The 12,302-nt window shown below is 68.3% G+C and carries 12 protein-coding genes, 1 tRNA gene and 1 pseudogene; 10 read left to right on the top strand and 4 right to left on the bottom strand.

Features of this window, described 5'->3' with window-relative positions; translation table 11 throughout:
- Window positions 1-24 precede the first annotated feature (24 nt).
- From aroQ to Q9R22_RS13300, 3 genes and pseudogenes are all read left to right on the top strand, one after another.
- Window positions 25-480 (top strand): type II 3-dehydroquinate dehydratase, encoded by a 456-nt coding sequence (gene aroQ, locus Q9R22_RS03115; protein WP_064846707.1) that lies wholly within the window; start codon window positions 25-27, stop codon window positions 478-480.
- 35 nt (window positions 481-515) lie between these two features.
- Window positions 516-767, top strand: coding sequence for a hypothetical protein (locus Q9R22_RS03110; RefSeq protein ID WP_311254046.1), 252 nt, complete (start codon window positions 516-518; stop codon window positions 765-767).
- A pseudogene (locus Q9R22_RS13300) lies at window positions 716-985 on the top strand (glycine betaine ABC transporter substrate-binding protein); the annotation flags it as partial. The gene Q9R22_RS03110 and the pseudogene Q9R22_RS13300, both read left to right, overlap by 52 nt.
- A gap of 156 nt (window positions 986-1,141) precedes the next feature.
- Here Q9R22_RS13300 and Q9R22_RS03105 read toward each other — a convergent pair.
- Window positions 1,142-2,326: a MarP family serine protease gene (locus tag Q9R22_RS03105; RefSeq protein WP_131332365.1), complete on the bottom strand. Its 1,185-nt coding sequence runs from the start codon at window positions 2,324-2,326 to the stop codon at window positions 1,142-1,144.
- 251 nt (window positions 2,327-2,577) lie between these two features.
- Between Q9R22_RS03105 and Q9R22_RS03100 the strand changes: the two genes are divergently transcribed.
- The gene (locus Q9R22_RS03100; RefSeq protein ID WP_085106205.1) at window positions 2,578-3,255 is read left to right on the top strand and encodes a Crp/Fnr family transcriptional regulator; all 678 of its coding nucleotides are present in this window, start codon (window positions 2,578-2,580) and stop codon (window positions 3,253-3,255) included.
- 113 nt (window positions 3,256-3,368) lie between these two features.
- Here Q9R22_RS03100 and Q9R22_RS03095 read toward each other — a convergent pair whose 3' ends face one another.
- The 3 genes from Q9R22_RS03095 to Q9R22_RS03085 are packed head-to-tail and all read right to left on the bottom strand — an operon-like array spanning window position 3,369 to window position 4,980.
- Entirely contained in the window at window positions 3,369-4,283 is a 915-nt protein-coding gene (locus Q9R22_RS03095; RefSeq protein ID WP_131332364.1) for a hypothetical protein, read from the bottom strand.
- Window positions 4,284-4,285: 2 nt separating this feature from the next.
- Complete coding sequence (locus Q9R22_RS03090; RefSeq protein WP_131332363.1) at window positions 4,286-4,765, bottom strand: RidA family protein; 480 nt, start codon at window positions 4,763-4,765, stop codon at window positions 4,286-4,288.
- Between the two features lie 20 nt (window positions 4,766-4,785).
- Window positions 4,786-4,980 (bottom strand): DUF4177 domain-containing protein, encoded by a 195-nt coding sequence (locus tag Q9R22_RS03085; RefSeq protein ID WP_035965209.1) that lies wholly within the window; start codon window positions 4,978-4,980, stop codon window positions 4,786-4,788.
- A gap of 125 nt (window positions 4,981-5,105) precedes the next feature.
- Here Q9R22_RS03085 and Q9R22_RS03080 point away from each other — a divergent pair, with 125 nt between their 5' ends.
- From Q9R22_RS03080 to Q9R22_RS03055, 6 genes are all read left to right on the top strand, one after another.
- On the top strand, window positions 5,106-7,247 hold the full coding sequence (locus Q9R22_RS03080; protein ID WP_131332362.1) for a transglycosylase domain-containing protein: 2,142 nt from the start codon (window positions 5,106-5,108) through the stop codon (window positions 7,245-7,247).
- The gene (locus Q9R22_RS03075; RefSeq protein ID WP_131332361.1) at window positions 7,247-8,164 is read left to right on the top strand and encodes a metallophosphoesterase; all 918 of its coding nucleotides are present in this window, start codon (window positions 7,247-7,249) and stop codon (window positions 8,162-8,164) included. Before Q9R22_RS03080 ends, Q9R22_RS03075 begins: the two co-directional genes overlap by 1 nt.
- A 10-nt stretch (window positions 8,165-8,174) precedes the next feature.
- Window positions 8,175-11,072, top strand: coding sequence for an FAD-binding and (Fe-S)-binding domain-containing protein (locus Q9R22_RS03070; RefSeq protein WP_311254045.1), 2,898 nt, complete (start codon window positions 8,175-8,177; stop codon window positions 11,070-11,072).
- Window positions 11,073-11,169: 97 nt separating this feature from the next.
- Window positions 11,170-11,246: transfer RNA gene (locus Q9R22_RS03065), tRNA-Pro, on the top strand.
- Between the two features lie 259 nt (window positions 11,247-11,505).
- Window positions 11,506-11,898, top strand: coding sequence for a hypothetical protein (locus Q9R22_RS03060; protein WP_131332359.1), 393 nt, complete (start codon window positions 11,506-11,508; stop codon window positions 11,896-11,898).
- A 177-nt stretch (window positions 11,899-12,075) separates the two neighbouring features.
- On the top strand, window positions 12,076-12,302 hold a 227-nt coding region (locus Q9R22_RS03055; RefSeq protein WP_311254044.1), incomplete at its 3' end, for a transposase.

Raw genomic sequence — 12,302 nt, 5'->3', positions numbered from 1 at the left:
GTGACCGTGTTGTTGAATGGAGGCATGAGTGAGCTGCCGATCCACGTCCTGAATGGGCCCAATCTCAACACCCTGGGCACCCGCAAGCCCGAGATCTACGGGCACACGACCCTTGCGGACGTCGAACGCAATGTGCGCGTCCGCGCGCAGTCGTACGGGCTGGACGTGGTGTTCGAGCAGTCCAACTATGAGGGGCAGCTCGTGGACTGGATCCAGCGGGCGCGCACCGAGGCGTGCGGGATCGTGATCAATCCCGCGGCGCTGACCCACTACTCCGTGGCCCTGCACGACGCCCTGGAGATGTGCGAGATGCCCATCGTGGAGGTGCACATCTCCAACGTGCACCGCCGGGAGGCCTTCCGACACACGTCCTTCGTGTCACCGCAGGCCACGGCCGTGATCGCCGGTGCCGGTGTCCTGGGGTACGAACTGGGCGTGCAGGTGATCGCCAACGAACTGGGTAAGAACATCGAGAGTTAGGACGCACCCTGACCGCAGCAGATCCACGGTCCGGCGTGCCCCTGGTCCACAGGCGCAGCGACGAGTCCTTCCACCAGGTGGCCGCCGCCGGGGGCGTGGAGCTGTTCGCCGATGCGTGGTTGCCCGGCGGCCACGAGGTGCACTGGGAGCAGGTCAAGGACACGTGCATGGAAGCCGCGGTGCTCTTCGAGGGGTACATGTTCTCCTGGGCGTTCCGGCCCATGTCCCGGAGGACGTGGTCTCGTCCCTCGAGGAACTGGGCAGGCCCGAGGTGGCCGAGCGGATGACCACGCTCACCGCGCAGGGGGCCATGCCCGGGACCGGTCTGACCATGCGCTCCGAGAAACTCATCGAGGCCTACGGACTGGCTGCGCTGGGGTGGCACCAGGAGATCGGTGACCCGCGGGCCATCATCGACTCGGTCGACCGGCGCATGGCGGACGAGGACTGGTTCGTCACTGCCCTGTGGCAACCGCAGTACCTCGACGACGTGTACAAGCTGCGCCCGCTGCGTGATCCCCTGAATGCGTCCTTGACCCCGGACCGCGCCTCCCTGCTGGCGCACTCGGTACCCGGCCACCGCTCGTCCGTGCTCGACCGCCGGTCATCGGTGCTCAGCCGCTGCTTGTCGGTGTTCAGCTGCTACCGACAGGTTGTCCGCTCAGGACACCACGCACTGACCCGTGGGGACGGACTCCATGGAGTCCCCCGCCGCGGCGAGGATCTCGGTGACACGAGCCACGGGGATCGCATACCCCACCTGGTCCGTGACGGCCTTGGCGAAGACCACGCCCACGACCTCACCGTCCGCGTTGAGCAGCGGACCGCCCGAGTTGCCCTGCTCCACGTTGCCCGCGATCTGGATGATGCTGCGGGTCTGGGTCTGCCCCGTGGTCACGTTCTGCACGGGGGCCACCGCCTGACCCTGGATCGTGGCCGGGCGCAGCGTATAGGGACCGCCCAGCGGGTAGCCCGCGAAGGACACGGTCTGTCCGCTCGTCACCGAACCCTGCAGGGCCAGGGGCGCCTCAGGCAGATCGGGGACGCGCAGCACCGCGAGGTCGGACGCGGCGTCGTACTGCACGGCCTGCGCGCGGTAGACGCGACCGTCGCGCGTCTGGACCACGGGCTGGTCCACGCCCGCGACCACGTGGGCGTTGGTAACCACCGTGCCGGGCTGCGCCACGAATCCTGAACCCGTCTGGTTCTGGGCGCACTGGGCCGCCGTGCCGTAGACCTGGACCACGGACTGGCCCGCGTCCGCGACGCTCTGGGTGTCCGGGGTGTCCGTGGGGTCCGGGGCGGCCTGGGACGGGAAGAGTAGTTCGTCCAGCTGCCGGATGCCCTGGGCGCCGCTGATCGCGTTGCGGGTCTGTGTCATGGCCTGGCGCACGGGCTCCGGGGTGACCCGCTCAATACCGCGCAGCACCTGCGAGGACGCGACCTGTTGGGACAGCGCGGGAAGGCCCAGCTGACCCACGAGCGAACCCACGAGCCCCATGACCAGGGCGGCCACGACCACGTTGAGCACCCCCCCGCCCACGCGGTCCAGGATCCCCAGTCCCGTCCTCTCGGTGATCCGCGCGAGGGCGTTACCCGCGATCGACCCCAGCCACTGACCCAGGGCCAGGGCCACGAGGACGGTGAGCAGCACGGCCGGGATCCGCCATTCGTCCGAGACGTACGCGGACACCACGGGGCCGGCCCAGAACGCCACCACGGCGCCGAGCACTAGCCCCACGAGGGACGCGAACGAGCGGAAGAACCCTCGGCTCAGCCCTGCGACGAGATACGCCACCAGCGCCGCGATCAGCAGCACGTCCAGGATGTTCAGGGACAGGGTCATCGAAGTCCTCACGGAGGGGGAACACGCGGGGATCGGGTGCGTGCTCAGCCGAGCATACGGTGGGGGGCTGGGTAAATCGTGGATCGTGAACGGTGGATGAACACGAGCGGGAACACCCGGAATTCGCGGCGCGTTCACACCGGGCATAACCACCGGGGTGGACCCGGGCGGTGTGAAATTCGTTACGATGGAACGTACTCAGATCATGTGCCCCTGTCCGGGCTCATCCGCAATCCGTGAGGAGTTTTACCTTGGATACAGACGTCCTACGCCGCGCTCCGCTGTTCGCTTCCTTGGACGATGAGGCGTTCGCCGCTCTGACCGAGGAGATCACCGAGGTGAACCTCTCCCGCGGTGCCACCCTGTTCTACGAGGGTGATCCGGGGGACCAGCTCTACTTCATCGTCTCCGGCAAGATGAAGCTTGGGCGCACCGCGAGCGACGGTCGCGAGAACCTCGTGGCCGTCATGGGTCCCGGTGAGATCTTCGGCGAGATGGCCCTGTTCGACCCCAGCCCCCGCTCGACCTCCGCGACCGCCGTGTCCGAGACCCGCCTGGACGGGCTCAAGCACGAGAACCTGCGCAAGGTCATCCAGCGCTCCCCCGAGGTCTCCGCGCAGCTGCTGCAGGCGCTCGCCCGGCGCCTGCGCCGCACCAACGAGAACCTCGCGGACCTAGTGTTCTCGGACGTCCCCGGCCGCGTGGCCAAGGCCCTGCTGGACCTCGCGGACCGGTTCGGCCGCCCCGCCACGGACGGCATCCTGGTGGCGCACGAGCTCACCCAGGAGGAACTCGCCCAGCTCGTGGGTGCCTCCCGCGAGACCGTGAACAAGGCCCTGGCCGAGTTCGTCCAGCGCGGTTGGATCCGCCTCGAGGCGCGTGCCGTGGTCATCCTGGACCTGCAGCGCCTCAAGCAGCGCTCCCGCTGACGCCGGTTCTTCCGCCGACGGCGCTCGTGGCACCCGCCACGGGCGCCGTCGCCTTTCACACGGGATGCGTACGGGGTGCGTGAGGGCGCGCGGGACGCGACCCACCCGGGAGGTCACTCGTCCAGGACGAGGACGGGTTCGCCGTCGCGCAGATCCAGTCGGGGACTCTTGACCCGCAAGTCCCGCCGGGCCGCGAGGAACGCCACCGCCGAGCCGGCGTGCGCAACCGCCTCGAGGGCGCACTGCACCCCGGGGGTCGTGAGCTCGTTGAGGTCGAAGTGCCAGGGGTCGTCGGTGAGGCTGGCTTCCTCCGACTGGCGCCGGAACAGCTCCGGCACCGGTGTGGACCACGGGTCCTCGAACAGGGCGCGCGCGTCCACCCAATCGAGCCACGCCACACCGCGCTGCGTGGCCAGCGGCACGGGGCGCTGGCCCACGGGAACGGCCGCCGAATAAAACTGCAGGTCCACGCGCTGGTGGATGAAGTCCGAGGTGATCCAGTGGGACAGCGGCCGGAGGCATTCGCTGTGGAACGTGAGACTGCGCTTGGCCAGCAGGTCCGCGAAGGAGAACTCCTCTGCTGCCAACCGTTCCCGCGAGGTCATCCAGTCCGCGCCGTCCACGCTCTCGGCGACACCGTGACCCGGGGTTCCCGCGAGCAGGATCCCGGTCTCCACGAACACCTTGCGCGCGGCGGCCACCACGCTGCGGCGCGTGCGGCCGATGTCCTCCGAGAGCACCTTGTGGGCCCACTGCGCGGGGGTGGGGCCGTGCCAGTCCAGGGGTTCGTCGTCGCTGGTCTCGCACACCCCGCCGGGGAACGAGAGCGTGCCCATGGACTGGCGGCCCGGGCGGTGGAGCATGAGGGTCTCCACGCCGTGCTCGCCGTCCCGCACGAACACGGTGGCGGCGCCGTGGCGGGGGGCGGAACCGTGCAACCCCAACCCCCGTTCCATCCAGGCCCGGGCGGCCGTGGAATAGGCGCGGGGCACCGCGAAGATGCGTTCGTTCCCGCGGCCCCCGCTCATCGTCAGTGGAACTCGACGATCAGTTCGACCTCCACCGGGGAGTTCAGCGGCAACACGCTGACACCCACGGCGGAGCGGGCATGCACGCCGGCGTCCCCGAACACCCGGCCCAGCAGGGTGGACGCGCCGTCCACCACGGCGGGCTGACCGTAGAAGTCGGTCGCGGAGGCCACGAAACCCGTGACCTTGACGATGCGTTGGATCCGGTCCAGGTCCTCGATCTGGGACTTCACCGCGGCCAGGGCGTTGAGCGCGCAGCGTTCGGCGAGCTCGGCGGCCCGTTCCGGGGACACGGTCCCCTCGGCGCCGGAATCGCTCACCACGCCGGTCTCGAGTAGTGACCCGGACACCAGCGGCAGCTGGCCTGCGGTGTAGACGTGCTTCCCGCTCACCACGGCCGGGGCGTAGGCCGCGAGCGGCCGGGCCACGCCCGGCAGTTCCAGACCCAGCTGCGCGAGCCGGTCTTCGTAGCTCTTGTCCATGATGTCCTCTTCCCCGCGGGTCAGTTCTTGGGCCGCTTGAAGTAGGCGATCGGGTTGGTCTGGACGGGGGCGTTCACGTTGCCCGCGGGGGTGTCCGCGGCCTGCGTGCCGGGCAGGACGGTCACGAGCTCCCAGCCGTCCTCACCCCAGTTGTCCAGGATCTGCTTGGTGGCGTGGATCATCAACGGAACGGTGGCGTATTCCCATGTGGTCATGGCCACCACCCTACTGGTCCCGCCCCCCGCAGCGCGCCGGGAGCGTTCCCGCACGAGGTTCGCGGGCCGTGTGCCACCCTCTCCGGTACACGATTCGCACAGGACCCGGCCTATAGACTGGCCCAATGGCATCACGCAACAACTCGGGCTCCGAGCCCACCTCGGTACTGGGCAACATCGTGGCGTTCATCGCCGTGTCGGTGGTTGCCGGGGTGGTGGCAGCCGGACTCCTCGTTCCCCCCGCCGCGGCCGCCGGACTGGCCGCCAACGCGTCCATCGGCTGGTTCAAGTCCCTTCCCGCGGACATGGAAATGGGCCCCCTCTCCCGTTCCTCCACCGTGGTGGCCAAGGACGGTTCCGAGATCGCCACGTTCTTCGCGCAGAACCGGGAACCGGTCTCCCTGAACCAGATCTCCCCCAACATGAAGAAGGCGCTGCTGTCCATCGAGGACCGCGACTTCTACGACCACGGCGGTGTGGACCCCTGGGGCATCGTGCGTGCCATGGGCAATAACGTGTTGCGCCCCAGCAACCGCCAGGGTGCCTCCACCATCACGCAGCAGTACGTGAACAATCTGATCATCGATCAGCAGGTCCGGGCCGGCGAGCAGGCCAGCACCATCGGCGCGGACAAGGGCATCGTGGATAAGATCAAGGAAATCAAGCTCGCGCTGTCCATGGAGCAGGAGAAGTCCAAGGACGAGATCCTGGAGGGCTACCTCAACATCGTGCTCTTCGGCGGGCAGAACTACGGTGTGCAGGCGGCCTCCGAGTACTACTGGGGCATTCCGGCCTCCCAGCTGAGCATCGCGCAGGCCGCCACGCTCGCGGGCATGGTGCAGTCCCCCAACTACTACGATCCGCAGGTCAACCCGGAGGCCTCGGTGCAGCGGCGCAACGTGGTGCTGGACACCATGGTGCAGACCGGCGCGATCACGCAGCAGCAAGCGGACCAGGCGGCCCGCGAGCCCCTGAACCTGGACATCCACCCCACGAGTTCCGGGTGCTCGGCCGCGCGGACCGCTCCCTACTTCTGTGACTACGTGGAGAACCAGGTCATGCAGTCCAACTCGTTCGGTGCCACGCCGGAGGAGCGCCTGGCCACGCTGCAGCGCGGTGGTCTGACGATCACCACCACCCTGGACCCCAAGGCCCAGCGGGCCGCGGACACCCAGGTGAACGCGACCCAGCCCAAGGACGACAACCCGGACAACGTCTCCACGGCGTTGGTTTCCCTGGAGCCGCGCAACGGTCACATCGTGTCCATGGCGCAGAACACCAACTACTCCGCCGCGGAGGGCACCTCCAACACCACGTACAACTTCAACGTGGACAGCTCCATGGGCGGTGCCGGTGGGTTCCAGGTGGGCTCCACGTTCAAGCCGTTCACCCTGGCCCAGTGGATCAATGCGGGCAAGGGCATCAAGGCGAGCGTGGACGCGCGTCGTCTGCACTACCCTGCGGACTTCCGTTGGAAGGCCTCGTGCCTGCCCAACGGGTACAAGATCGAACCGGGTGATGACGGCAACGGGTTCAGCTTCCAGAACGCGACCGAGGGATACGCCCGGGTCATGGACGTGGACTACGGCATCTACAACTCCATCAACTCGGCGCTGTACGCCATGGCCGCGGACCTGGACCTGTGCGAGATCGGTGAGTTAACCAAGGCCATGGGCATCCACGACGGCAAGACCGGTGATCCCGTGGACACCACCGTCCTGTCCTCCCTATTGGGTGGTTCGGTGGACATCTCCCCCATGACAATGGCGCGTGCCTTCTCCGGCTTTGCGAACGACGGCGTGATGTGCGAGCCCCGCGCTGTCACCAAGGTCGTGGACTTCACCGGGAAGAACTACGACGTCCCCGGTGACAGCTGCCAGCAGGTGATCAAGAAGGAGGTGGCCCAGGGCGTGAACGAGGTGCTCAAGCAGGTGCTCGTGCGCGGTTCCGGGTACCAGCGCTCGATCGGGCTGCCGGATGCCTCCGCCGCCAAGACCGGCACCACCGACAACTCGACCCAGACCTGGATGCTCGGCTACACCAAGGGCCTCGCGACCGCCTCGTGGGTGGGTAACTACGAGTTCGGTTCCCGCTCCCTCAACGGCCTGAGCATCGGCGGGCGGACCGGCGGTTCGGGTACCGAGTGGGTGGACGGTGCCACGTACGCGGGTGGCCAGTGGCAGAACTACATGCGCACCGTGGCCCCCGACTACGACACCTCCCGGTTCTCTTCGCCGACGCCCAGCGTGATGTCGGCGCGCAAGTAGTGGCGGACTCCACCGCATCCGCCCCGGTCGCCCGCTCCCTCGCCGCGGCCGGAGCGGGCTTGTTCGCCGCTGGCGCCGGGACGCTCGCGTGGGCCTCATTCGGGGAGCGGCGTCGATTCCAACTGCGCCAGGAGACGGTGCGTGTGCTCCCGGAGGGCTTTCGGCCCGTGCGGATCCTGCACATCTCCGACCTGCACACCGTGCCCGGGCAGGAGGCCAAGAAGCGCTTCGTGCACTCGCTCGCCGCACTGCGCCCGGACCTCGTGATCGACACGGGTGACAACCTCTCGCACCTGCGCGCCCTGCCGTACCTGCTCGAGATCCTGGAGCCGCTGTTCGCGTTCCCCGGTGTGTACGTCCCGGGGTCCAACTGCTACTTCGCGCCGCAGCCCAAGAATCCCGCGCGCTACCTGTGGCGCACCACGAGCGGCGAGAAATCGGACGAGGCCCCGCGGTTGCCCACCGAGGACATGCACCTCGCGTTCGACGAACGCGGCTGGACCGGGCTCATCAACCGCGCCGAGCGGCTCAACATTGCGGACACCGTCATCGACTTCTCCGGCGTGGACGACCCCCACCTGCGCTTCGACCGGCACCCGGGCTTCCCGCGTGAGCAGGACGGGCCGGCCCACGTGCGCATCGGCGTGGCGCACGCGCCGTACGTGCGCACGCTGGACCGTTTCGCCGCCCACGGTGCGGACATCGTCTTCGCGGGTCACACCCACGGCGGTCAGGTCTGCCTCCCCGGGGGCCGCGCGCTGGTGAGCAATTGCGACCTGGATCCCGCGATGTGCAAGGGATTGATCTCCCACAGGGGCGTCCCGGTGAACATCTCCCAGGGCCTGGGCGAGTCCCGCTTCGCCCCGGTGCGGCTTTTCTGCCCACCACAGGCCGTTCTGGTCACGCTCACGGACTAAGGTTCTTCCCATGGCACCGATTCGACTCCCCCTCCCCACGCGCCGACCCGACGACGCCGCCCCGGCTCCCATCGACTCTCCGCTGGACCGCGCGGTGGCGAGGATCGAACGGGAGTGCGGCAGCGGCGTCGTCGTCACCGGGGAGCTGGAGCGGCGCGCGGTGGCCCACGACGCCTCCCACTACCTGATGCAGCCCCGCGCGGTGCTGCGCCCACGGGACACGCACGAGGTGGGGCGGATCTTCGCCGCGGCCGCGGACACGGACGCTGGCCTGACCCTGCGCTCGGGCGGCACGTCCCTGTCGGGGCAGTCCGTCACGGACCAGATCCTCGTGGACGTCCGCCGCCACTTCAAGAGCGTGGAGGTCCTGGATCGGGGTGCCCGCGTGCGCGTGCAACCCGGGGTCACCGTGCGCCAGGTCAATGCGCGGCTGGCTCCGCACGGGCGGGCGCTGGGCCCGGATCCGGCCAGCGAGTCCGCGTGCACGCTGGGCGGAGTGGTGGCCGACAACTCCTCCGGGATGGCGTGCGGCACCGAGTTCAACACGTACCGCACCCTGGAGTCCATGGTGCTCGTGTTGCCCTCCGGCACGGTGCTGGACACCGCCGCCCCGGATGCTGGTGAGCAGCTGCGGGCCCGAGAGCCCGACCTGTTCGAGGGCCTGCTCCGGCTGCGGGACCGCGTGCGGGGCAATCCGGAGTCCGTGCGGACCATCCAGCGACTGTTCGCCATGAAGAACACCATGGGCTACGGGCTGAACTCGTTCCTGGACCACGAGGACCCCGTGGCCATCCTGGAGCACCTCATGATCGGCTCGGAGGGCACCCTGGGGTTCGTGGCGAGCGCGACCCTGCGCACCGTGCCCGTGCACCCGCACGTGGCCACCGGCCTGCTGGTGTTCCCCACCGTGGTGGCCGCCACGAGTGCCGTTCCGGACCTGGTGGGCTCGCAGTGCGCCACCCTGGAGCTGATGGACGCCACGTCCCTGGCGGTCTCGCAGCGCACCGGACTCGCGCCGTCCGCGATCATGGACATCCCGGTGAGCCAGCAGGCCGCACTGCTCGTGGAGTACCAGCACGACACCGCGGCAGGTGTGCGGGAGCTGGCGGAGGCGGCGGCGTCCACCTTCGATGCGCTCGAGCTGGCCGGGCCGGTGGCCCTGACCACCGACCCCCGCGAGCGCGCGAGCCTGTGGACCGTGCGCAAGGGTCTCTACACCACTGTGGCGGGCAACCGACCGCAGGGCACCAACGCGCTGCTCGAAGACGTGGTGGTGCCGGTGGACCAGCTGGGCGGCACGTGCGAGGAACTCACCGGACTCTTCGACGCCCACGGCTACCGGGACTCGGTAATCTTCGGCCACGCCAAGGACGGCAACGTCCACTTCATGCTCAACGAGCAGTTCGATGATCCCGCTTCGCTACGCCGTTACGAGCAGTTCACCGAGGAGATGGTGGAGCTCATCCTGGGCCGCGGGGGCTCCCTCAAGGCCGAGCACGGGACCGGGCGGATCATGGCCCCGTTCGTGCGGCGGCAGTACGGGGACGAGCTGTACTCGGTGATGGTGGAGCTGAAGGCCCTGATCGATCCCGGCAACCGCTTCAACCCCGGGGTGATCCTCACCGAGGACCCGCGCGCGTACCTGCGCGATCTCAAGACCGCGCCGGCCGTGGAGGAGGAGGTGGACCGGTGCGTGGAATGCGGATACTGCGAGCCGGTGTGCCCATCCCGGGATCTCACGCTCACGCCGCGCCAGCGCATCGTGGGGCGCCGCGAGATCGCGGACGCCGAAGCGCGCGGTGAGCACGAACTGGCCGGTCGGATGCGGCGCGAGTTCGACTACGACGGGCTGCAGACGTGCGCGGTGGACGGCATGTGCGTGACCGCGTGCCCCGTGGACATCAACACGGGTGACCTGGTGCGTCGGCTGCGGTCGGAGAACCGTTCCGCCGTGGCGGACCTCGTGTGGGCGGGGCTCGCCCGGGCGTGGCCCATGACCGTTCCTGGTGCGGCCTTCGCGCTGTCCCTGGCCCGGCGGATGCCCGCCGCGCTCCCGGTCAGCGCGACGTCGGTGGCCCGCGCCGCGCTCGGGACGGACACCGTCCCCGGCTATTCCCCTCGTCTGCCCGCGGGCGGTCGCTCCCGTGCCGGATTGACGACGGCGCCCGCGAACGTCCCTGCCGACCGCGCCCGGGCCGTGTTCTTCCCCGCGTGCATCGGGGCCATGTTCGGCACGGTGCACGGGGAGGGACCGTCGGTGTCCGAGGCGTTCTTGATGTTGTGCGAGCGCGCCGGAGTGGACGTACATGTTCCCGAGGGCATCACCTCCACGTGCTGTGGCACGCCGTGGAAGTCCAAGGGCCTACCCTCCGGATACGAGACCATGTCCCGGCGGACCCTCGAGACCCTGTGGGAGGCCTCCGAGCACGGCACACTCCCGGTGGTGTGTGATGCCTCCTCGTGCACCGAAGGACTCGTCACCATGCGAGAACTGGCGGCGAACTCGCCCCGGTACGCCGGACTGCGGTTCGTGGACGCGGTGCAGTTCGTGGCCGAGAACGTGCTGGACCGGCTGACCGTGTCCTCGCCCGTGGGCGCGCTCGCGGTGCACCCCACGTGCTCGTCCGTGCAACTGGGGATCAACGATCACCTCCTGCGCGTGGCTGGCGCATGTGCCGAGCACGCCACCGTTCCTTTCGCGTGGGGGTGCTGCGGGTACGCGGGCGACCGCGGCATGCTGCATCCCGAGCTCACGGCGGCCGCCACGGCTCCCGAGGCTGCGGAGGTACAGGCCGGATCCTTTGATGCATATGCATCTTTGAATCGGACGTGTGAGCAAGGCATGACCGAGGCCACGGGCAAACCCTACGAACACGTCCTGCAGGTGCTGGAGCGGGTCAGCCGCTGACACCGCGCTCGGACGTTTTCGGTGACTCGGGGATTTCACATTCCTCCCGTGCTGCCGCTATGCTGGAGCAGTTGTTCGCGGCTCTGCCGTGTGACATCGGGATGTGGCGCAGCTTGGTAGCGCGCGTCGTTCGGGACGACGAGGTCGCAGGTTCAAATCCTGTCATCCCGACCAAGGTCGCTTTACTTGAACCATGGTCCAAGTAGATCGACCCAAGTGACACAGACAGAGGTGCCCCTGAGAAATCAGGGGCATTTCTCATGTCCGCATCGATCCGGCCAGGACGTGTCAGAACGTCCGAAATCGGCGCCTGGGGGGACGAAGGCGTCGACGTGGGTCCAGACGTCGTCTCGGTCACAACGTAGGACCGGAAGGCGGTCTGGGCGGCCATGATGTCCGCGTACGGATCGTTGAGGACACCCTGGGCTGGCCCATGTTCGTCCACATAGAAGCGGCGGAAGAAGGCTTCGTTCATCAGCCGGCGCACGCTGTCCGTGGTGCGCTCGTAGCTTTGACGAGGACTTCCCAGCTGCGCCAGCGCCTGAGTGATCACCTTCGTGCCAAGCTCGAGCCGATCGTTGGTCGTAGACAGCTGTTCCTCGATCCGCACCCTTTGCATCCGATACTCGTTGGAGAGCTGGCGCACCTTGTCGATCGGCAGGATCCCCTCGGCGGCCAAGGTGACCAGGCGACGCTCCTTGTCGTCCACCTCAGCAAGCTGGTTTTGGAGTCGAGCGAAGAATTCATGCGTGTCAGCGTGCTCGTTTTCAAGGCTCTCCCGGAGCTTTTGAGAGATGTCGGACTCGAAGTCTTGGTCGAGCCGTAGCTGGGCGTAGGCTTCGGCCACTTTGTCTTCGACGATGTCAACAGGAAGGTAGCGCTGGTCGCAGAAGCCGTCTTGCTTGCCTCGACAGAAGTAGTACTCATGAATGGAGCCGCTTGGGACTGCTGCACGGATAGGTGACACCGAACCTCGCTGGCCGACGCGGGTCGGCCTGGAAGGATGATCACCGTGCCCAAGCCCCACCCTCAAGAGGTCCGTGACGACGTCGTGCGTGTCGCTCGCGCCCGTGAAGCGGGCGACACCCTCGCTCAGATCGCCAAGGACTTCGGCGTCCACGAGATGACGCTGCGCAAATGGATCCGCCAAGCAGACATCGACGACGGCAACCGTCCCGGGAAGACCCGTGAAGACTCCACGGAGCTGCGCGAGCTCCGCCGCCGGAACCC

The organism is Kocuria sp. PD6 (assembly GCF_031844145.1).
Lineage (GTDB): Bacteria > Actinomycetota > Actinomycetes > Actinomycetales > Micrococcaceae > Kocuria > Kocuria marina.
The sequence above is the reverse complement of the archived record's forward strand: the minus strand, read 5'-3'. Positions and strand labels throughout refer to the sequence as shown.

Bases quoted from the DNA above. Each gene is read 5' to 3' on its own strand.
- Q9R22_RS03095 (WP_131332364.1), bottom strand. From the start codon at position 4,283: ATGAGCGGGGGCCGCGGGAACGAACGCATCTTCGCGGTGCCCCGCGCC.
- Q9R22_RS03090 (WP_131332363.1), bottom strand. From the start codon at position 4,765: ATGGACAAGAGCTACGAAGACCGGCTCGCGCAGCTGGGTCTGGAACTG.
- Q9R22_RS03085 (WP_035965209.1), bottom strand. From the start codon at position 4,980: ATGACCACATGGGAATACGCCACCGTTCCGTTGATGATCCACGCCACC.
- Q9R22_RS03060 (WP_131332359.1), top strand. From the start codon at position 11,506: ATGTTCGTCCACATAGAAGCGGCGGAAGAAGGCTTCGTTCATCAGCCG.
- Q9R22_RS03080 (WP_131332362.1), top strand. From the start codon at position 5,106: ATGGCATCACGCAACAACTCGGGCTCCGAGCCCACCTCGGTACTGGGC.
- Q9R22_RS03105 (WP_131332365.1), bottom strand. From the start codon at position 2,326: ATGACCCTGTCCCTGAACATCCTGGACGTGCTGCTGATCGCGGCGCTG.
- Q9R22_RS03070 (WP_311254045.1), top strand. From the start codon at position 8,175: ATGGCACCGATTCGACTCCCCCTCCCCACGCGCCGACCCGACGACGCC.
- aroQ (WP_064846707.1), top strand. From the start codon at position 25: ATGAGTGAGCTGCCGATCCACGTCCTGAATGGGCCCAATCTCAACACC.